This window comes from Corallococcus sp. CA049B (genome assembly GCF_003611685.1).
GTDB classification, from domain to species: domain Bacteria; phylum Myxococcota; class Myxococcia; order Myxococcales; family Myxococcaceae; genus Corallococcus; species Corallococcus coralloides.
In genome coordinates, this window is sequence record NZ_RAWC01000003.1 from 38,642 (window position 1) to 57,993 (window position 19,352).

Genomic DNA, 19,352 nt, shown 5'->3' on the forward strand with positions numbered 1-19,352 from the left:
TAAATACGGAGGGGGCCCCCGTTTGTCAAAGAGAAGGGTCTTGTGAAGGGGAGTGCGCCGTGGAGCAGGTGAAGCGGTTGCGCGCGGATGGGCGACGCAACCGGGAGCGGATTGTCGAAGTCGCCGCGGAGCTGGTCGCCAGGGAGGGCGCGCAGGTGTCGCTCGAGGAGATCGCCCGGCAGGCAGGGGTGGGCTCGGCGACGCTGCACCGGCACTTCCCGTCGCGGCAGGCGCTGCTGGAGACAGTCTTTCGGGATGGCGTCGCGCAGCTCTGTGCACGGGCCGCCGCGCAGCCGGGCAAGGCGCCCGCCGCCGAGTTGGCGGACTGGCTGGAGGAGGTGACGGTCTACACCGCGACCCATCGCGGGCTCGCCGCCGCGCTGCTGGCCGGCCCGGAGGGCCTCTCCGCCGAAGACATCTGCTGCACCGACATGCTGCTCAACGTGGTGAAGGCGCTGGTGGCGCGGGCGTCAGCCGTGGGGGCGCTTCAACCGGGCGCCACGGCGGAGGACCTGGTGCTGCTGTCGAACGCCATCGCCGTCGCGAACGAAAACGATCCGACCACCGCGCGCCGGGTACTGCGCCTCGCGCTCGCTGGCATCCGGCGCTGAGCGCATCGCCAGGGCTGCTCCAGGCCACGCACCGCGACGGCCGAAGCGCCATGCAACGGCGCGCTCCTCGACATCGGTGACAACTGGAGCTGGGGGCAAAGACAAGGGGCCGGGAGCCCCATCTTTGTTCTCAATTCTGGCTTTGGAGAGAAATCCTCTTCCTCTCGTACACGTCTCAGCCTGGAGTCGCTGACGACTCCACTACCAGGCCGCCGCCATTCAATGTCATCATTGGATACGGTAAGCGAATCAAACTACAACTGTGGGAGTCAGGTGAGGCTCTCGCCAGGGGGGAGCATGAAAATCTACGCGCTTGCTGCGATTGTGTCTTTTCTGATCGGGACCGGGGCACTCGCCGATGAGTCTCCGGACGCAGGGCCTCCCTCCGCCATTGCCGCACTCGCGGCGGCGGCGGATACACCCACCGCCAACGCAGCGGATGCAGGGGTGTTCGCTCAAACACTGCAGACCTTTGCTGGATACGAAAACCTCAACGCGACGGCGGCACGCCAGCCGATAGACACGGTCGTTGTCAGCCGATTGGTGAGGCAACGGCTCGGGCGCGTTCAGGCCGAAGTCCTGCGGGATGCCTTCCGAGGTGTCATCCCCTCCGAGAACCCCGCAGTGGGCGATGTCCTCGACGCCGTCGCCGCCTTGATCGTCGAACTCGCTGATTCCGAAACGCAAGCCCAGAACCTCCTCTCGTCCCTGTCCCGCTCATCCGCGGCAATCGCCTTGTCGGTGCTCGTGCCGGATGCACAGGGATGCGCCTGCGCCGGAGATCAGGAGGGCAAGCTCTGCAACGCGCGCATCGAAGCTGCCTATGAGGGCCTGAGTCAGTCTGCCCGCCTCAAGGTCCTGGGATTCCCTTTCGCCGACGGCAAGTTCTCTGGCGACTCGAACCTGCAGGACAAGTGCAAGGCCTATAGCAACGGCATCGCGGTGATGATCGACACGGCCCTCGTTGGACTTCCGCTGAGCAGGCTCAAGGAGCATCCGGCCAAGCTCCTGTTTCAGGATGTACTCAACCACGCGAATGCACTGGCTACGGATTGCAGCAACGTGGCCGGGTTCGCCGAGGCCAGCGATGAGGTCGACCTGTCCTCGCTCTCCACCGTGGACCTGGCCGGTCTGTCGCGCTATGCGGACGCGCTCGTGGGGGTGGCGCCCGCGCCGGGTTCTGCATGCCAGAAGAGCCTGCGTGCATTCCGGGCCACGCTTACCGCGTCCGGCCTTCTGGCTGCGAACAAGCACTTTGGCGAAACTGCTTCACCCAAGCTCGATGCACTCGTGGCGACCATTGAGCGGAGCCGGGTGCTGCTGAAGAACGCCATCGTCGGCTATCCCATGGAGGCAGCCCTGCTGCCCCTGCGGCGCCTCGTGGACGGGGGGCAGCTGCGGCGCGGAGAGGTGCTGGAGATACTTGGCGGGGTCAAGCGGGCACTTGAGTCAGCACCGAAATACTCCTCTTCCACGACTGTCAAACCCGTGGTGGACGCGCTCTTCGATGAATTGCCGCACGTCATTCGCGAGGATACCAATACGCGAATCGGTGTCCGCCTCGATGTCACCTCACTCGGCAGCCGGATGGTGGCCCGCTATATCGACACCCGGCGCGACGGTTTGTACCTTCGCGCCACGGTGGGCGTGGGTTACCTGGCTCTCCCTGGGCTGAAGGGAGCTTCCGACTTGCGGCCCCTGGTCTACGAGGAAGTGGGAGTGGGGTACCGCTGGTCTACTGGCGGGGGGCGGCTGCTCATCGGACCGCATCTGGCCGCCTCCGGAATCCTCAACCAGTTTGTGCTGGAGGAGAGTACCGGAAAGGGAGTGCTCGGCCTGGCCGGCGTGTCCGTCAACATCTACAAGCTGGTGGATGTTTCGCTGAATGCTTCGTACCTCTTTGCCTCCGACCAATTGAACAACCAGTTCGGAGTGGTGGTGGGGCTTCAGATCCCCTTGATGGACTACATCGGGGCGCTGGGGTCCTCGGGCTCAGTAGAAGGGGAATGACATGAGCGCTCTTTCCTTCCTGGTCGTACTCCTGGCTCAGGCTCAGCTGGAAAGGACCAGTATTGACGAGGGGGAGGGCAGCATGCGCTCCGAGGAGAGAGCGGTTCTCGAACAGCTGCGGGTCAGCAAGCGGATTGAGGGATTGTCCATTCCAGAAAAGGTGTTCATCTTCGACGGCACGCCCGCCGCGCAACCGCCGGGCCGCACGGCATCCTTTGTTCCACGGAGCATCATTGATGCGCGCATTCGGCGTCTGCGATCAGTGGTGCGACTCACGGACGCCCTCGGCGAGCTGCAATGTACTGGGACGCTGGTACGTCGAGAGGGGCTGCCCCCCGCCATCCTGACCGCCGCCCACTGCCTCTTTGATACACAGAAGCGTTCGGACACGAACCAGGTCGCGCTTGGGAGCCCTCGAACCGAACTCTGGGTCAACGGCCAGCGGATGCTCCTGGATGCGAGGCTGGTCACGGTACCCGCCGGATTTCGCACCTGCGCGACCCAGCGGCTCACGTTTCGCGAGTGCGTCATGGTCCGTCATCAGCCAGATGTCGCCTTCATCACCGCGCCCCCCAGGCTGGTGCTGGGGCCCAACGCGCCAGAGCCGTGGAACGTGGCTGGCGAGGACATGATGACCGGGCTCGTGGTCGCACTCGGATACGGGCTGAACCGGATGGAATTGCCCGACGAGGTCCTTCGGGGAAACCTGCGGACGACCGATGAGGCGCCGGGGTGTGCCCGCTGGGCCAATGAGGCGGGCAGTGGGCAGATGGTGGATTTCGGCGACTCCGGGGGGCCGGTCGTCACCTCGCAGGACGACGAAGCCCTGATGAAGGCCACGCCCACGGTCATCGGAGTGGTGAGCGGGCAGCTCGCTCCCGGCCCATTCACTCTCACAGAGACGCCCGAGCAGGTCGCCCGATTCCGGGCGCGTCTGCAACGTCCCGGATTGGAGTGTGTGCAGCCATGAGCAACGGCGTGGGGTGGAAGCTCGGCGGCGCCATCACCCCCAGCACGAAGCCCAGAAGGCGGTGCTGGGGGGATGGGCGCTCCAGAAGGTCGTGATGGAACGCCTCGACTACGGACCGGAGGCGGGGCAGGTGGCGGGCTCGAGGTAGAAGGCTTCCCACGAGGTGGCGTCGGCGGGATTGCAGATGCCCACGTTGCCGCCGTTGCCGCTCTGGATGGGAGCGCCGGGGGTGTTCTCCTTCCAGTTGCGCGCGGTGCCTGTCGTCGCTTCGAAGCCATAGCGATTGCGCCCGCCGAAGACGCCGCAGGCGTGGCGGGTGAACGCCTCCGCCGTGCCGAGCGAGGCATTCACGGTGAGCTGGTCCGCGACCACCGCCACGTACGCGCCGCTCGCTCCCTTGAGCTTGTATTTCGCGCCGCTGGTGACGAGCTCGAAGACCACGCCACCGGCCTGCGTCGCGCCGAGGGCGGCCACCTTGCCCGCGCCGTCGACGGTGAGCCACAGGTCGGTGCGCTCGCTCTGGATGCGGAAGCAGCCCGCGCTGCCGCTGGCCTCGGTCTGGCAGGCCGCATCGCAGCCATCGCCCGGCTGGGTGTTGCCATCGTCGCATTGCTCGCCGCTCTCGACCGCGCCGTTGCCGCACACAGGGCCGCTGCCGCCGCCCGGGCAGGCCACCGGTTCGAGATAGAAGCCCTCCCAGGCGCCGCCATCGGCCGGATTGCAGGCGCCGCCATTGCCGCCGTCACCACTCTGGATGGGCCCGCCCGTCGTGGTCTCCTTCCAGTGGGGCGCGCTCCCCACGGAGGCCCGGAAGCCGACGCGAGTGCGCCCGCCATAGCCGCAGGCCAGCTGGGTGAACGACTCCCCGCTGGTGAAGTTGGCGCCCATCGTGAGCTGGTTCGCCACCACCGTCAGGAACGCGTCGCCAGAGCCCTTGAGCTTGTACTGCGTGCCGTTCGGAACCAGCTGGAAGATCTGCCCGCCCGCCTGCGTCGTGCTGCCGGCGATGACCTTGCCCGCGGTGTCGACGGTGAGCCACTTGTCGCTGCGCTCGCTTTGAATCTGATAGCAGCTCCCGCCCGAGGTCTCGACGAACAGGGCGGTGTAGGTGGCCGCGCTGGCAGGCGTGATGAAGGTGTGGGATTGCGCGCCGCCGTCCGACCACGACGAGAACGCCCAGAACCTGCCGTTCGCATACTGCGGCGACTCCACGCCCACGGAGCGGATGACCCCGACCACGCCCGTCGTCTCGTGCGGCGCCGGGACCGGCCGCCCGTCCATCAGGACCTGAAGTCCGCTCGGCACGCTGGTCACCGTGAGGGGGACCGTGACGGGGTGGACGTCGCGATACGTCGTGTGGGTGAGGCCAATCGAGTCGCGCACCGTGAGCCGTAAGCGATACCAGACGTTGGCCGAGCTCTCGCCGATGCTCGGGATGAGCCAGCTCCCGCTCGCGATGCCGGTGGTATCGGCCATGGCCGGGTGCGTGTGCGTGTCGTGATGGAAGGTGATGTTCCAGGTCATCGCGCCCGGCGGCAGCGCGCCATCCTCCAGGTCGCTGGCCGAGCCGGAGAACGTCAGGTTCGTGGCCGCGGTGTAGGTCGCGCCCGTGGCCGGCGTGACAATCGTGGCCACCGGCGGCTTGTTGGACGTCACCGTCAGCACGGCCTCGGTGCTGGTCGTCGAACCCAGCCCGTTGGTCACGACCACGCGGAAGCGCGCGCCGCTGTCGGTGAGCTGCGCGGCGCTCAGCTCATAGCCCGGAGAGGTCGCGCCGGGGATGTCCACGCCGTTGCGCTGCCACCGGTAGGTGAGAGGCGGCTCGCCGCTCGCCGACACCGTGAAGGTCGCCGGATAGCCGACCGAGACCAACGTGTTCGCCGGCTGCTGCGCGATGCTCGGCGGCAGCGAGGCCGTGTAGGCGATGCGGCCCACCTGGCCCGCGCCGCGCGCCAGGTAGTAGAGCGCGCCATCGGGCCCGACATCGAGGTCCACGGGCCCCGCGGCGGCCGTCGCGAACAGCGAATGCGCACCGGTGTTCGGGTCGATGCGGGAGATCCAATTGTTGGTGTAGTCCGCGAAGAAGTACTGGCCGACGTACGCGCTGGGAAAGGCCGTGACGGGGGGATTGTAGAAGGCACCGCCAGCGATGCAGTTGCCGGCGGCCGTGCCAGCGCCATGCGGGTACGCGAAGAACGGCTGCGTGAGCTCCGGGCGGTTGGTGAAATAGCCTTCCGTCATCGGCCAGCCGTAGTTGGCGCCGGCCTGGCCGCGGTTGATCTCCTCCCAGCCGCCTTCGCCCACGTCGTTGATGAACAGGACTCCCGTGCCGGGCTGCACGTCGAAGGTGAAGGGGTTGCGCAGCCCCATCGCCCAGGTCGCCTTGGCGAGCCCGGTGGCGGTCGCATAGAAGGGATTGTCCGTGGGGATGCTGCCGTCCGGGTTGAAGCGCAGCAGCTTGCCGAGCGGCGTGTTCAGGCTCTGCGAATTGGAGGAGACCGCGTTCTCTCCGACGGAGACATAGAGCTTGCCGTCGAGCCCGAAGCGGACCGCGCCACCGTTGTGATTGGCGGCGTCCAGCGTCGGAAAGTCGGCCAGCACGAGCTCGCTTCCGGGAACCACCACGTTGCCGTTGGCGGTGAAGCGGCTGACCCGGTTGTGGATGCTGCCCGCGACCGACGTGTAATAGACGTAGAGATAGTGGTTGCTGTCGAAGTTGGGGTCGAACGCGACGCCCATCAGCCCACGCTCATTGTCGGTATCCACGGCGAGCGTCATGAACGGCGTCGCCAGGAGCTGGCCGTTCACGACGACCCGCAGCGAGCCATTCTTCTCCGAGATGAACAGGCGCCCGTCGGGCGCGAAGGTCATGGTCGTGGGGCCCTGGAGGCCACTGACAAAGACCGAGTCGGCGAAGTTGGGCTCTTGAATGACCGCAGCCGCTCGCGCGACCGCCAAATCCGGCGGCGGCTCTGTCGCGCAGCCTACGAGGAGGGAGAAGACCGCGCACACGACGAATCGGACATGCGTTCCTGGCATATTCCTGGTTTTACACTGAAAGCCTGTTCGGCTGGGGCGATTCAACCATTCGGCAATGGATTCCCCCGCTCATCGTCATAGGTGCAGCGAATCTCGCGGCATGCATCAGGGGGGGGCGGCTCACATGGACGGAATCTCTCGTTTCTCATCGGCTCTGAATGGTGTCCGGACGTCTTCGGTCTCGGAGACGGTCTCTCAACCAACGACGTCCCAGGACTCCACCGCCGAGCGCATGCTTCGCGAGCTGTTCTCCCGCAGTAGCTTCGAGCCGCGGTCCTGCCCGGCGACGACCTCGTCCTTCAGGGCCCTGTCCCAGCCCACGCCTCCTCCGGACGTGTCCAACCCGTCCGTCAACGATTGGCAGGTCTACTGCGAGCAATTCAAAGGCAATGCCGAGGCCGAGCTCAACCGCAAGCGCGGCACCACCCTGCCGGACGTCGCCGCCGACCAGGTCATGCATGGCTCCCGCTCGCCCATGTATGCCGCGGGCCGCTCCACCGTGCCCGGCAACGAGAACATCCCCGCCTTCTTCCAGGACTTCCCTGCCACCGGTGAGCGGCAGATGCAGCTCTACACCTTCTGCCGCCCATCTCCGGGCCAGGCCCTGGACCCCTCGAACCGCAACCAGTGGGTGTCCTTCGAGGTGCATGGCGACATCTGCAAGGCCTACTCGGACAACACCTTCACCCACGGCCGCCAGGGCACCAACTCGCTCCTGGGCTACCCCAACTCCGGCCTCGAGGACGGCGTGAAGGCCCGCCCGCCCTTCCTCGATGAGCCGATGGTGAAGGCGTTCCGTGACGCCCGGGTCGCCGCCGGCAAGCCCGACATGGTGCCCTTCCAGGAGTTCCAGAACGGCTACCTCGTCGACCTCGGAGGCAAGGTGCAGGCCTTCTCCAAGGAGGGACAGCCCCTGGGCACCGCGTGGCCCGGCGGGGACATGTCCGCGCCGGCGACGCAGGGCCCAGGGGGCGTCCAGACGCCTACGGGCCCCTACGGCACCACGGGCCCGAACGACGGGGACACCTCCTTCGGCAACGCGACGGTGCAGATGGGCACCTCCGCGAGCCACGGCGGCGCTGTCACCAGCCTCGTCTACGACGGCAAGGAGTACATCAACAACAAGGACCATGGCCGGCAGATGCAGGTGGCCTTCTCCCTGGACGGCTACGACGAGGCCCTGATGCCCACCGAGGCGGGGAGCCACCGGAACGGCACGGACCCCATTTCCACGACGAAGGTGGTGGGCTACGGCGCGCAGCCCGGCAGCATGACCAGCACCGTGCACCCCGCCTACTGGCTGGAGCCGGGAGAGGAGGCGGGCCCGTACAACAGCGTTCCCAAAGCCAAGAACACGACCCTGGTGTCCGACGACCTCATCACCAAGGACATCACCGTCGGCGTGGGCGGTCACGACAACGTCATCCAATACGACAGCCACATCCACCTCGCCGCCTCCCACGACAAGCTCTATGCCGAGGTCCCCACCACCTACGTCAACGGCGAGTTCGAGAGGCACTACCGCTTCGACCCGGCGACGGGCGAGTCGCGCGAGTACCCCCGGGTGCACTCGGAGCCCCCGAAGCCCCCGGAGGAGAGAAAGGGCTTCCCGGACGAGGGGGGCAACGTGCCGCTCATCGTCGCCACGAAGGGGGGCGAGCATGCCATGGCCATCTGGTCGCCGGACGAGGCGCGCTCAGACCTTCAGTACCGCCTGCACCAGTTCGACCTCGACGACCCTATGGACGACTGCACCAAGCTCGGCGTCACCTTCGGCATGTCGGAGGGCGTGCCCACTGACATCCAGACGCGGTCCTACGTCATCGTCGGCACCGTGGAGGAGGTGAAGGCCCGGCTCGCGGAGCTGTACAATCAGAACCCCACCGGCGTGGAGCGCAGGTGGCCAGAGGACGTTCGCTGACGTCCTGAGGAGGTCGTCCATGCATCGCGGTTCCTGCTTGTGCGGCGCGGTCCGCTTCACCGTGGAGGGCGAGCTGCCCGCCCCTGACGCCTGCCACTGCGGCAAGTGCCGCAAGCAGTCGGGCCACTACTTCGTCTCGACCGACGTGCCGCGCTCGGCCGTCACCATCGAGGGCGCGGACAAGGTCAACTGGTTCCAGTCGTCCGAGAAGGCGCGCCGCGGGTTCTGCTCCGTCTGCGGCTCGTCACTGTTCTGGGACCCGCTCCACCGCGATTGGATTGGAATCGCGATGGGGGCCTTCGACACGCCGACCCACACCCGCATCGCGGTCCACGTCTACATGGCCGACAAGGGCGACTACTACGAGGTCGCGGATGGGGTGCGGCAGTTCGACACCATCCCTCCGAGGCCCTAGCGATTCGACGTGCTCGCGATGGCGGCCGCCGCCGCGAGAGTCGTTTCGATGTCGTGGCGATTGACGAATAACGAGTCCTGCATCCGGACGCCTGCTTCGACTGCATCAGCGCTCTGTCGGCCTGTCCTGCTTCTTCACATCCACCTCACGAGGAGGGAGGCTATCCCCCAGAAGAGAGGTGTCCCAGGAAGCCCTGGGGCGGAGGCCCCGCGACTTCGGCTCTGATGGAGGAGGCTGACGCGTGCACGAGTACGATTTGATCGCGGACTGGTATGCATCCCACCGCGCAGGCCCCATGGGCGTCCCGGAAGTGACCGCGCTCGCGGCCTCACTCCCAGCCGGTGCCTCGGTGCTGGACGCCGGCTGCGGCACGGGACTGCCGCTGACGCGGGTGCTGCTGGAGCACGGCTGCCAGGTGATGGGCGTGGACAGCTCCCGCGAGCTGCTGGCGCGCTTTCAAGCGAACTTCCCCTACGTCCCGGTGCGCTGTGCGCCCATCCAGTCGTGTGAACTTCAGGAGCGGGCGTTCGACGCCGCGATCGCGTGGGGCGTCCTGTTCCACCTACGCCACGAGGAGCAGGAACAGGCGATCGCCCATATCGCGAGGGCATTGAAACCGGGCGCCGCGTTCCTCTTCACCTCGGGCGACGCCCACAGCTCCATCGATGGCGCGCCGATGAATGGCGTGCCGTTCCGCTATCACTCGTACAGCGTCGACGGGTATCGCGACCTGCTGCGCGCGCACCGGCTCACGCTGGAAGAAACGCACACGGACCCTGGCGGGAACGTCTACTACCTGGCGCGCAAGACGGGATGAGGCTGCTTCTCGTCATCCGCGACACACCGGCCCGAGGCGTTTGGATTACGCCGTCCTGGGCAGCCCCGCGCTCGTTGTCGACGCTGTGAACTCCGGTGGGGGCTCGCTCATGCGTTAGCAGTCGCGCGCAGCGCCGCGAGGAACTGCTGCACGACCGGCGAGCCCGCTTGGCCGTCATACACGAATTCGACGTCGAAGCGGCCGTCGAGCTCGTCAAGCGCGACCAGCCGCACCGTGCGCGGGCACGTAGGTGAAGTGCTCTCCGGCACGAACGCGTAGCCCATTCCGGCTGCGACGAGCCCGATGAGCGTCGGGATGTCACCGCCGACCTGCGCGATGCGAGGCGTGAAGCCGGCCCGCCGGCACTGCTCGATCAAGAACCGGTGATGCGCGGCGGACCGGAGTGGGTCGAACCAGACGAACGGCGCGCCTGCGAGTTCGGCCAGTTGACGGGGCGCGCGGAGGCGCTGTCCCGGCATGGATGGCATCGCGAGCACGAACCGGTCGCGTAGCAGCCGCATGCCTGACAGATGCGGCGCCTCGTCCTGCCGCCACGCCATGATGCCGCCATCGAGCTCTCCGCGTGAGATCGCAGCCGCCTGCTCGGCCGACAGCATGGGCGCGATCGATAGCATCACGTCCGGGCAGGCGTTCCGAAAGGCCTTGAGAACGTTCGACACCACAGGCAACGGGAAATAGTTCGGCAGCACGCCGAGACGCAGCTCGCCGAGTTGGCCGGCCGCGCTGCGAAGCGCGCGTTCGCGGCTGCCCTGCAGCTCGGCGAGCATGCGCGTGGCGTCCTGCAGGAAGCTCGCGCCGGCCGCTGTGAGCGCGATGCCGGTCGAGCGGCGGAGCAACAGCGGGGTGCCGATCGCCTCCTCAAGCTCTCGGATCTGCCGGGAGAGCGCGGGCTGTGCAATCCCGATTGCGCGGGCGCCGGCCATCATGCTGCCGGCCTCGGCGACCGCCACGAAGTAGCGCAGATGGCGCAATTCGACCTGTCGCATGCCGTGTCTGTCCGTTCCGTCGATATGCCTGAAAGGTATGGCTTCCTGCCTTGAATGGTATTGGGAAGTATGGATGGCCCGGTTTAGGTTGGCCAGCGTCATGACGACCGTCCGCGCGCCGCGGACGTTTGCCGCACTTCTCCACATGCCACTCCATATCCAGACTCCCTACCTCCGTTCGCAAGCCGCGTCCCGCCGGCTCGGCAAGGACGTCCTGTTCAAGATCGAGGCGATGCAGCCGTCCGGCTCGTTCAAGCTGCGCGGCGTCGGTGCGGTATGCGACGCGCGGCGCGCGGCAGGCGCCCGTCGTTTTGTGTCTTCGTCGGGCGGCAACGCGGGCATCGCGGTCGCCTATGCCGGTCGCGAGCTCGGCGTGCCCGTGCTCGTCGTTGTTCCGGAGAGTACGTCCGCGCGCGCACGCGACCTGATCCGTCTCGAAGGAGCGGAGCTGATCGTCCACGGCGCGTCTTGGGCGGAGGCGAACACGTTCGCGCAATCCGTGATCGGCCCGCACGACGCGTTCGTGCATCCGTTCGACGATCCAGTGCTGTGGCAGGGCCATTCAACGATGATCGACGAGATGGCGGCGGCCGGACCGAAACCGGACGCAGTCGTGCTGGCGGTTGGCGGTGGCGGGTTGCTGTGCGGCGTGCTCGAAGGCCTGGTGCGCAACGGTTGGTGCGATGTGCCGGTCGTCGCGGCCGAGACCCAGGGCGCGGACTGCTATGCGCGTTCGGTTGCCCAGGGGCGGCCAGTCGAATTGTCGGAGATTACGAGCATCGCTACGTCGCTCGGCGCGAAGCGGCCTTGTGACGCGGCGGTTGAGTGGGCGACGCGCCACGCGGTCGATAGCATCGTTGTGTCGGATGCGGCGGCAGTGGCGGCCTCGCTGCGGTTTCTCGATGAACACCGCATCCTGGTGGAGCCCGCGTGCGGGGCCGCACTGGCCGCGCTCGACACGGCGTCGCCGATGCTTGCCGCCGCGCCACGCATCGCGGTGATCGTCTGCGGTGGCGTCACTGCGACGGTTGAGCATCTACGGGCATTGAGCAGCCGGGAGCGATGACGCAGAAGACAGCGCTAACTCCACCGGAGAGCCCTCGCTCCGGGGCGACTTCGCTGGAAATCTCGACACGGCGTTCAGCGTCGTCGTCGAGAGCGGCGGGATCACCCGGAGCCACGCCATGCGCAACCCGCACAAGAGGGGCCGGCTCGGCGAGCAGGTGACGCTGCGCCGGTAGCGGGCATGGCTCGGCGGCCCTGCTCCTCTGGACGAGGGCTAGCTTGCATGCGTCGCTTTCTCAAAGCGGCGGTCTGGCACCAGCCACATCAGCGCGGCAAGGACGTAAATCGCCTCGGAGAAATACCCATTGAGAAAGGCGCTGCCGATTCCGGCCAGGTAGAAGATCGGTGAAATCTTGCCCTTGAGATCGCGCCCGACCGCCAGCGCCAGGGTCGACTTTGGTCCTTGCATCACCACCAGGCGGCTTTGCAACAGCCACCAGGCGAAGGCGCACATCAGGAGCACGAAGCCGTAGAGCGCCAGCGGTACGGACGAGAAGTGGTTCTCGCCCATCCAGCCGGTGGCAAAGGGGATCAACGACAGCCAGAACAACAGGTGGAGGTTCGCCCACAGCACGCCGCCAGTGACATGGTTGATGGTGTGCAAGAGATGATGGTGGTTGTTCCAGTAGATGCCGATGTAGACGAAGCTGAGCACATAGCTGAGGAAGACCGGAATCAGGGGCCGCAGGTCGGCCAGCTCGCTGCCGTGCGGCACCTTGAGCTCCAGCACCATGATGGTGATGATGATGGCGATGACGCCGTCGCTGAACGCTTCCAGCCGGTGCTTGTCCATGCTTCCCCCCATGCGCGCTTCGAGTCCGCCAGCACAGGATAGGCGGAGTGGGGGCTCGCTCGCATGCCGGCGAGGTCAGGTCTGCTCGGCAAGACGGTTCAAGGTGTCCATGTCCTCAACGCTCAGGGTGAGGTCGGCACTGGCGAGGTTCTCCCGGAGATGTGTGATTGACGACGTACCCGGGATGAGGAGCACGTTGGGGGACCGGCGCAGGAGCCAGGCCAGCGCGACCTGCATCGGGGTCGCGCCCAGCCGCGCGGCCACGTCGTTCAGCGCGCTCGACTGCAACGGCGTGAACCCGCCCAGCGGGAAGAACGGCACGTAGGCCGTACCCCTGGCGGCGAGCTCGTCAATCAGGGCGTCATCACTCCGGTGCGTCAGGTTGTAGTGGTTCTGCACGCAGACGATCTCGGCGATCTTGCGACCCTCGGCGACCTGCGCCGGCGTGACGTTGCTCAAGCCGATGTGGCGGATGAGGCCACGCCGCTGGAGCTCCGCGAGCGCGGTGAGCGGCGCCTCGATGGAGCCCTCCACCGGGCCCGCGGCGCTGAACATCGCCCGGAAATTCACAACATCGAGCACCTCGAGCCCGAGATTGCGCAGGTTGTCGTGGACCGAGCGCTCGAGGTCCGCGGGGGAGAACGCAGGCTCCCACGAGCCATTGGGACCGCGCACCGCGCCGACCTTCGTGGCGATGACCAGGCCGTCGCGATACGGGTGCAGCGCCTCCCGGATGAGCTGGTTGGTCACGTGGGGGCCGTAGATGTCACTGGTGTCGAGATGGTCGACGCCCTGGGCGATGGCCTCTCGCAGCACCGCGAGCGCGGCCTCGCGGTCCCTGGGCGGGCCGAAGACGCCGGGGCCGGCGAGCTGCATGGCGCCGTAACCCACGCGGCGGACGGTGTGTGTGCCAATGCGATAGCTGCCTGGGATGGGACGGTGGGTCACGGTGAGAGTCCTGGGTTGAGCGAGGTTGCCCACCTCATCTACGCAAGGAATCACTGCGCGACTACCGGTGGCAGTCCGCACAGGTCGTGCGAAAATCCGCACACCGATGGATGACCTCTCTGATCTCACGGCGTTCCTGGCGGTCGCCCGCGAGGGCGGGTTCCGCAGCGCGGCTCGCGCGTCGGGCACGAGCGCCTCCCGTTTGGGGGATGCAGTCCGCCGCCTCGAAGCCCGTCTGGGCGTTCGCTTGCTCCACCGGAACACGCGCAGCGTGACGCCGACGGACGCGGGGGCGCGTTTGCTTGAACGGCTCGCACCGGCGCTGGGTGAGGTGCGCTCAGCACTGGACGTGGTGAACACCTTCCGTGACCGGCCCGCGGGGCGCTTGAGGCTCAATGTGCCGATCGCCGCCGCGCGCCTCATCCTCCCGCGCATCGTGCAGCCGTTCCTCGCGAAGTACCCCGACATCGCCCTGGAGGTGACCGCCGAGGAGCGCCTCATCGACGTGGTCGCGGAAGGCTATGACGCCGGAATCCGTTACGAGGAGCGCCTCGAGCAGGACATGGTGGCGGTGCCCATCGGGCCGCGCACGCAGCGCTACGCGGCGGCCGCATCGCCCGCATACCTGGAGCGCCGGGGCCGGCCGAAGCATCCTCGCGAGCTGCTCGAACACGACTGCCTGCGCGGGCGCTTGCTGAGCGGACCGGTGCCTGCGTGGGAGTTTGAACGCCGTGGAGAGACGATCCACGTCGAAACCAAGGGGCCGCTGCTCTTCAGCCTCAACACGAGCACCGACCTCGCCGTGGAGTCCGCGGTCGCGGGCGGTGGAATCGTCTATCTGTTGGAGGATTGGCTGCGCCCCTACCTCGACCGGGGAGAGCTGGAGCCCGTGCTCGAACGGTGGTGGCCGAGCTTCTCGGGGCCGTTCCTCTACTACTCGGGGCGGAAGCACCTGCCGGTGCCGCTGCGCACGTTCGTCGACTTCATCAAGTCGACGCCGTGGAGCTGATATTCTCGATCCGTCCTCCAGCCCGAGAGCTCCGCTCCCATGCTTGCCATCGACAGCCTGCGGGCCGCCAACCGCCGTGTCCTCCTGGAGCCAGGACTCCCCATGTGCCTGGGACGAGGAGCACGGCGCGGGCGTCCTGTGCGCCGGCCATCAGCCGCGTGCAGTGAATACCGCCGACGTGGCCGGTGATGTCGCGGCCGTGCGGCGCCACCACGCCAAGGCTCAGCAGTCCAGCACCGACACGCGCTGATGGCACGTCAGCGCTTGCCGCCCTGTGCCTCCCCACTCCGAACCACGAGTCTCCATGATGGCAAGCAAGGCCTGCTGGATCCTCTTCTCCGCCCTCTGTCTGGCCGTGGGCCTCTATCCCGGCAGCTACTTCCTCGCGGACTCGAACTTCGGACTCCGTGCATTGAAGAGCAGCGAGCTCCTGACCGACCCCGTCTGGAACGCGGCCTTCTACACGCACATCGCCCTGGGAGGGCTCGCGCTGGCCGTCGGCTGGACCCAGTTCGTCGCGAGACTGCGACTCCATCGCCCAGGTGCACACCGGCTCCTCGGAAAGCTCTACGTCGGGGCGGTCCTGCTGAGCGGACTTGCTGGCGTCTACGTCGGCTTCTTCGCCACGGGTGGGGTCATCGCCGCGTCGGGCTTCGTCAGCCTGGGCATCGTCTGGCTCTACACCACGGCTTCCGCCTATCGGCTCATCAAGAGCCGGCGACTCGAAGAGCACCGGCTCATGATGACCTACAGCTATGCCGCCTGCTTCGCGGCAGTCACGCTGAGACTCTGGATGCCTGTCCTGATCTACGCTCTGGGGGACTTCATCCCGGCCTACAGAATCGTCGCCTGGCTCTGCTGGCTCCCCAACCTCGGCGTGGCATACCTCCTTTTGCGCAGACGGCCCCAGACGAGCTCATGACGCAGCGACCGGGTTTGGGATGGATGCTCCGCGTCAAGGGAGGCGGGCTGGAGCAGTTCATCCGCAACGCGGAGTGAACCCATCCTGTATGCTTATCAAGGCGCGATATCTCAGGATGTCGCGCCTTTCCCTCAAGGAGCCCCATGTCCTTCTTCCGTCAGTTGTTCGCCGCGACCCTTCTCGCCGCCTCCGTGGCCTCCGCGGAAGCCCCGAACGCGAGCTACGAGGAAGCCTCCTCCAGTCAGGCCATGCTCGGCCCCATCTGTCATGCGAGCCTTTGCGAGACGGACCAGGACTGCCGGAACTCCTGCTCCAGCGCTCGCACCGCGACCTGCGTCCAGAACACCTGCGAGTTCACCTACACGGGCGGTGGCGGTGGCCCTGGCGGTCCGTTCTGCGCCGAGCAGTTCTGCACCGAGAACTGGGATTGCAGCTGCAACGGCGTCGCGGGCTACTGCGGCTCGGATTGGACCTGCCACTTCTGACGCCGGTCTACATGGTCGGCGGTGCCAGACCGCTCTGGACGCGTTACGCCGTCCGCGGCGGGCCGAACCACCGGGTCAGGGCCTCATGCAGCCCCTGGTTCGTGCCCTCTCCGACCCACGCGACGTGTCCGTCCGGGCGAATCAGCACCGCGACGGGCGCCGTGACCGCGCCGAGCGCCGGGAGCTCCCACTCGCCTGTGTAGCGAGCAGCGACCCGCTGAACCCGGTCCGCCCAGGGCGTGACGTCGAGAGTGCCAGGCTCGCCCAGGTCGAGCAGCACGGGCCGCGCGGTGTGCAGCAGGTGGAACACGCGCCGGGGGCCGTCGGCGGTGACCAGGTCGAGGTCCGGCATGCGGCGCCCGAGCAGCGGGTGCCCGGTTCCCAGGTCGTAGTGGACGTCCAGCCCCGACATCATCGCCGCGTACTGCTTGCGTGGCCCGTCCATCCGCAGCAGCTCCGTCAGCGTCTCGCGCACGGCGTCCATCCGCGCATCACCGCGGCTCAGCGCGGTCTGCGCCATCGTCTTGCGCAGCGCACGGGCCGCGACGGGGTGCCGCTCGGCCTGGTACGTGTCGAGCAGGTTCTCCGGCGAGACGCCGCGCACGACCTGGGCCAGCTTCCACCCCAGGTTCACTGCATCCTGCACGCCGAGGTTGAGCCCCTGTCCACCCATGGGGGAGTGCACGTGGGCCGCGTCTCCGGCCAGGAGCACCCGCCGGTCCCGGTAGGACGCCGCCTGCCGCGTCATGTCGGTGAATCGTGAGAGGTACGTGGCGCTGCGCAGGCCGTAGTCCGTCCCGTAGAGCGCGACGAGCCCCTCGCGCAGCGCATCGAGGGTCGGCGCGTCGCCCGTATTGACCTGCTCCTCTCGCAGCACGAGGCCCACGCGTCCGCCCTCTGCCGGGCCCATGGCGTAGGTGCCCTTCTCATCCCGGCGGATGCCGAACTCCGGCGCTCCGGTCATCTCGACCTCGGCGATGAGGTAGCTGATGGACGCGTCCCACCCCGGGAACCCGATGCCCGCCGCCTTGCGGACGAGGCTGCGGCCCCCGTCGCACCCGACGAGGTACTTCGCCCGCAGCACACGTCCGTCGGACAGGGCGACGTCGACGCCGGTGTCGTCCTGCGCGAAGCCCGTCACCTCGCACCCACGGTAGAGGGGCACCGCCAGCTCGCCCACCCACTCCGCCAGGATGCGCTCGAAGCGCTCCTGCACGAGCGCGAGCCCATGGTTGTGACGCGTCGGGAAGTCGCTGAGGTCCAGGGGCGCCTGCCCGAACGCGACGTTCTGGACCGCCTGCCCTTGCGAGGTGAAGCGCTCGACGACCCCGCGTTGGTCGAGCACCTCCAGGCTGCGCGCGTGCAGGCCGCGCGAGCGCGAGCCGGCGATCTCCTGACTGGCGCGCCGCTCGACGATGGCCACGTCCACCTGCGCCAACGCCAGCTCCGCCGCCAGCATCAGCCCGGTCGGGCCCCCTCCCGCAATCACCACTGTGTGCTGTTTCACCCTGTCCGTGTCCATCTCGGCCTCCCGTTCGTGGATCGAAACGGGCAATGGTGGAGCATGACCGAGGGGGCTTGCGGCAACACCCGGGGTCTGGCATTTGCTGGCTGTGGAAAGAGCGAAGAGGGCTGCCGAGGCGAACTCGAGCCCGCGCTCGAGTCACCGTGGCAGTGTCTTGCTTTCCGCCCGTCCCAGCGGGGTGGGGCCTGCCATCAACTCCTCGCACGCCACCGACGAGCCATGGCCGTGCGCGAAAACAAGGTTGCACCGAATCCACATCCCGGCGCTTCATGCCGGCGGCACCCATGTCGGGCTCCCCACGAGGAAAGTTCATGTCATCTCTGTCTTCACGATGGGCCGCCGCATTGCGCGCCGGATGGGTGGTGGGTCTGGCCGCCAGCACCCTCGGCGCATGTCGTGACGACGACCCGCCCACCAACCCGACGCCCAGCAACCCGCCAGTCGCCCGCAGCGTCACCCTCGAGACGGTGGAAGACACGCCTCTGGAGGTGGACCTGCCGGCCAGCGGCAACGGGGCACTCACCTTCACCCTCGTCGATGCACCGGACCACGGCACGGTGGGTGAGGTCAGCGCCAATGGCTCCATCACCTACACCCCCAGCGCCGACTACAATGGCGAAGATGCGCTCGTCTTTCGCGCCACCAACAGCCAGGGCCAGAGCGCCCAGGGCACGGTGACCCTGACCATCACCCCGGTGAATGACGTTCCCACCCTTTCCCCAGTGGCTGACCAGCGCATCCTTGCTGGCAGCGCGACCGGCGACCTGGACTTCACCGTGGGCGACGTGGAGACCGCCGCCGACGGCCTCACGGTCTTCGCCACGTCTTCCAATCCCGACCTGGTGCCCAACGCCCCCGCGAACCTCGTCTTCGGAGGCTCCGGCACCGGCCGCACCCTCAAGGTGGTTCCCGCCGCCAACGCCAGCGGCTCCACCACCATCACCCTCTCGGTGAGTGACGGCTCCGACACCACCTCCACCACCTTCACGGTCGACGTCACCATTCCTGCGCGCCTCTACTGGATGACCGCCGCCGGCTCGTTGTGGCGGGTCGACGTGGACGGCGCGAATGCCATTGAGCTCAAGACCGGCATCAGCGGGGCGTCTTCTGTCGCGACCGACCCGGTCACCCGTTCCATCTTCTACAATCGCGACAGCGCGATCGTTCGAGTGGATGGTGATGGGGCGAACGCTGTCGAGGTCGTGGCGAACGGAGGCTTCCCCAGTGGGCTGGCCGTCGATTCGACGAACCGCAAGCTGTACTGGTCCGACTTCAACGGCAAGCGGGTCATGCGCGCCGAACTGGACGGCAGCAATCCCACGCAGGTCGCCGGCGGAATCGATAGCCCGTCCGCCATCGCGTTCGATGTCCCGAACGGCAAGGCGTATGTCATTACCTACAACAACACCCGGCTCGTGCGGTTCAATCTGGATGGCACCAACGTGGAGACGGCCGCTTCAAGCCTGGGCGGACAGGGCGTGGGCCTGGCGGTCGATTCGAGCAGCGGGGAGGTGTACTACTCGACCCGCGGCGCCAGCCTCTATGTCACCAGCCTGGACGGCGCCAGCTCCACCGCCCTGGTGACCAAACAGAGCACGGTGCATGGGATTGCCATCGATGTCACGGCCGGGCGGGTGTACTGGGCGGATTGGCTGGGGACCGCGGTCCGGAGCGCCAATCTGGCGGACGGCGGAGATATCCAGACCGTGAACTCGGGCAGCGCCAGGAACCTGGGGTTGGCCTGGATGCCTGCGCAGTAGCCACCGCCCCCTTGCGCTCCCCGAGGTTTGATTCGCTCGGGGAGCGGGGAGCGCG

16 protein-coding genes are annotated in these 19,352 nt (G+C 67.3%); 11 read left to right on the top strand and 5 right to left on the bottom strand.

Annotation, left to right across the window (positions count from 1 at the left end):
* Positions 1-59: 59 nt before the first annotated feature.
* The 3 genes from D7W82_RS01185 to D7W82_RS01195 all read left to right on the top strand — a co-directional run bounded on the left by D7W82_RS01185 (position 60) and on the right by D7W82_RS01195 (position 3,591).
* The gene (locus tag D7W82_RS01185) at positions 60-611 is read left to right on the top strand and encodes a TetR/AcrR family transcriptional regulator (RefSeq protein WP_120616543.1); all 552 of its coding nucleotides are present in this window, start codon (positions 60-62) and stop codon (positions 609-611) included.
* 297 nt (positions 612-908) lie between these two features.
* The gene (locus tag D7W82_RS01190; RefSeq protein WP_147439170.1) at positions 909-2,621 is read left to right on the top strand and encodes a hypothetical protein; all 1,713 of its coding nucleotides are present in this window, start codon (positions 909-911) and stop codon (positions 2,619-2,621) included.
* Between the two features lies 1 nt (position 2,622).
* Entirely contained in the window at positions 2,623-3,591 is a 969-nt protein-coding gene (locus D7W82_RS01195) for a trypsin-like serine protease (RefSeq protein WP_120616545.1), read from the top strand.
* A 108-nt stretch (positions 3,592-3,699) separates the two neighbouring features.
* Here D7W82_RS01195 and D7W82_RS01200 read toward each other — a convergent pair whose 3' ends face one another.
* Positions 3,700-6,630 (bottom strand): PQQ-dependent sugar dehydrogenase, encoded by a 2,931-nt coding sequence (locus D7W82_RS01200; protein WP_120616546.1) that lies wholly within the window; start codon positions 6,628-6,630, stop codon positions 3,700-3,702.
* Positions 6,631-6,862: 232 nt separating this feature from the next.
* Between D7W82_RS01200 and D7W82_RS01205 the strand changes: the two genes are divergently transcribed.
* From D7W82_RS01205 to D7W82_RS01215, 3 genes are all read left to right on the top strand, one after another.
* Positions 6,863-8,551: a hypothetical protein gene (locus D7W82_RS01205; RefSeq protein ID WP_120616547.1), complete on the top strand. Its 1,689-nt coding sequence runs from the start codon at positions 6,863-6,865 to the stop codon at positions 8,549-8,551.
* Between the two features lie 19 nt (positions 8,552-8,570).
* Positions 8,571-8,966: a GFA family protein gene (locus tag D7W82_RS01210; protein WP_120616548.1), complete on the top strand. Its 396-nt coding sequence runs from the start codon at positions 8,571-8,573 to the stop codon at positions 8,964-8,966.
* A gap of 241 nt (positions 8,967-9,207) precedes the next feature.
* A complete protein-coding gene (locus D7W82_RS01215) occupies positions 9,208-9,783 on the top strand; it encodes a bifunctional 2-polyprenyl-6-hydroxyphenol methylase/3-demethylubiquinol 3-O-methyltransferase UbiG (RefSeq protein ID WP_120616549.1) in 576 nt (191 codons plus the stop codon).
* A 107-nt stretch (positions 9,784-9,890) separates the two neighbouring features.
* Here the strand turns inward: D7W82_RS01215 and D7W82_RS01220 are convergent, their stop codons facing one another.
* Positions 9,891-10,892: a LysR family transcriptional regulator gene (locus D7W82_RS01220; protein WP_233587222.1), complete on the bottom strand. Its 1,002-nt coding sequence runs from the start codon at positions 10,890-10,892 to the stop codon at positions 9,891-9,893.
* Between D7W82_RS01220 and D7W82_RS01225 the strand changes: the two genes are divergently transcribed.
* A complete protein-coding gene (locus tag D7W82_RS01225; protein WP_233587223.1) occupies positions 10,891-11,856 on the top strand; it encodes a pyridoxal-phosphate dependent enzyme in 966 nt (321 codons plus the stop codon). The two genes, D7W82_RS01220 and D7W82_RS01225, sit on opposite strands and share 2 nt — an antisense overlap.
* A gap of 213 nt (positions 11,857-12,069) precedes the next feature.
* On the opposite strand, the gene D7W82_RS01235 is transcribed toward D7W82_RS01225, so the two are convergent.
* On the bottom strand, positions 12,070-12,648 hold the full coding sequence (locus D7W82_RS01235; protein ID WP_120616596.1) for a TMEM175 family protein: 579 nt from the start codon (positions 12,646-12,648) through the stop codon (positions 12,070-12,072).
* Between the two features lie 75 nt (positions 12,649-12,723).
* Positions 12,724-13,596 carry an aldo/keto reductase family oxidoreductase gene (locus tag D7W82_RS01240; protein WP_120616551.1) on the bottom strand — a complete coding sequence of 291 codons (873 nt, stop codon included), beginning with the start codon at positions 13,594-13,596 and terminating at the stop codon, positions 12,724-12,726.
* 106 nt (positions 13,597-13,702) lie between these two features.
* Here D7W82_RS01240 and D7W82_RS01245 point away from each other — a divergent pair, with 106 nt between their 5' ends.
* The 3 genes from D7W82_RS01245 to D7W82_RS01255 all read left to right on the top strand — a co-directional run bounded on the left by D7W82_RS01245 (position 13,703) and on the right by D7W82_RS01255 (position 16,012).
* The gene (locus tag D7W82_RS01245; RefSeq protein WP_120616552.1) at positions 13,703-14,605 is read left to right on the top strand and encodes a LysR family transcriptional regulator; all 903 of its coding nucleotides are present in this window, start codon (positions 13,703-13,705) and stop codon (positions 14,603-14,605) included.
* A 304-nt stretch (positions 14,606-14,909) separates the two neighbouring features.
* Positions 14,910-15,527 (top strand): DUF2306 domain-containing protein, encoded by a 618-nt coding sequence (locus tag D7W82_RS01250; RefSeq protein WP_233587224.1) that lies wholly within the window; start codon positions 14,910-14,912, stop codon positions 15,525-15,527.
* Between the two features lie 143 nt (positions 15,528-15,670).
* Positions 15,671-16,012: a hypothetical protein gene (locus D7W82_RS01255; protein WP_120616553.1), complete on the top strand. Its 342-nt coding sequence runs from the start codon at positions 15,671-15,673 to the stop codon at positions 16,010-16,012.
* A gap of 43 nt (positions 16,013-16,055) precedes the next feature.
* On the opposite strand, the gene D7W82_RS01260 is transcribed toward D7W82_RS01255, so the two are convergent.
* Entirely contained in the window at positions 16,056-17,534 is a 1,479-nt protein-coding gene (locus tag D7W82_RS01260; RefSeq protein ID WP_120616554.1) for an FAD-dependent monooxygenase, read from the bottom strand.
* Between the two features lie 314 nt (positions 17,535-17,848).
* Between D7W82_RS01260 and D7W82_RS01265 the strand changes: the two genes are divergently transcribed.
* Complete coding sequence (locus D7W82_RS01265; RefSeq protein ID WP_120616555.1) at positions 17,849-19,297, top strand: Ig-like domain-containing protein; 1,449 nt, start codon at positions 17,849-17,851, stop codon at positions 19,295-19,297.
* The last annotated feature ends 55 nt before the right edge of the window (positions 19,298-19,352 follow it).

Bases quoted from the DNA above. Each gene is read 5' to 3' on its own strand.
- D7W82_RS01190 (WP_147439170.1), top strand. From the start codon at position 909: ATGAAAATCTACGCGCTTGCTGCGATTGTGTCTTTTCTGATCGGGACC.
- D7W82_RS01195 (WP_120616545.1), top strand. From the start codon at position 2,623: ATGAGCGCTCTTTCCTTCCTGGTCGTACTCCTGGCTCAGGCTCAGCTG.
- D7W82_RS01200 (WP_120616546.1), bottom strand. From the start codon at position 6,630: ATGCCAGGAACGCATGTCCGATTCGTCGTGTGCGCGGTCTTCTCCCTC.
- D7W82_RS01205 (WP_120616547.1), top strand. From the start codon at position 6,863: ATGCTTCGCGAGCTGTTCTCCCGCAGTAGCTTCGAGCCGCGGTCCTGC.
- D7W82_RS01210 (WP_120616548.1), top strand. From the start codon at position 8,571: ATGCATCGCGGTTCCTGCTTGTGCGGCGCGGTCCGCTTCACCGTGGAG.
- D7W82_RS01225 (WP_233587223.1), top strand. From the start codon at position 10,891: ATGACGACCGTCCGCGCGCCGCGGACGTTTGCCGCACTTCTCCACATG.
- D7W82_RS01220 (WP_233587222.1), bottom strand. From the start codon at position 10,892: ATGACGCTGGCCAACCTAAACCGGGCCATCCATACTTCCCAATACCAT.
- D7W82_RS01235 (WP_120616596.1), bottom strand. From the start codon at position 12,648: ATGGACAAGCACCGGCTGGAAGCGTTCAGCGACGGCGTCATCGCCATC.
- D7W82_RS01245 (WP_120616552.1), top strand. From the start codon at position 13,703: ATGGATGACCTCTCTGATCTCACGGCGTTCCTGGCGGTCGCCCGCGAG.
- D7W82_RS01250 (WP_233587224.1), top strand. From the start codon at position 14,910: ATGATGGCAAGCAAGGCCTGCTGGATCCTCTTCTCCGCCCTCTGTCTG.
- D7W82_RS01255 (WP_120616553.1), top strand. From the start codon at position 15,671: ATGTCCTTCTTCCGTCAGTTGTTCGCCGCGACCCTTCTCGCCGCCTCC.
- D7W82_RS01260 (WP_120616554.1), bottom strand. From the start codon at position 17,534: ATGGACACGGACAGGGTGAAACAGCACACAGTGGTGATTGCGGGAGGG.
- D7W82_RS01265 (WP_120616555.1), top strand. From the start codon at position 17,849: ATGTCATCTCTGTCTTCACGATGGGCCGCCGCATTGCGCGCCGGATGG.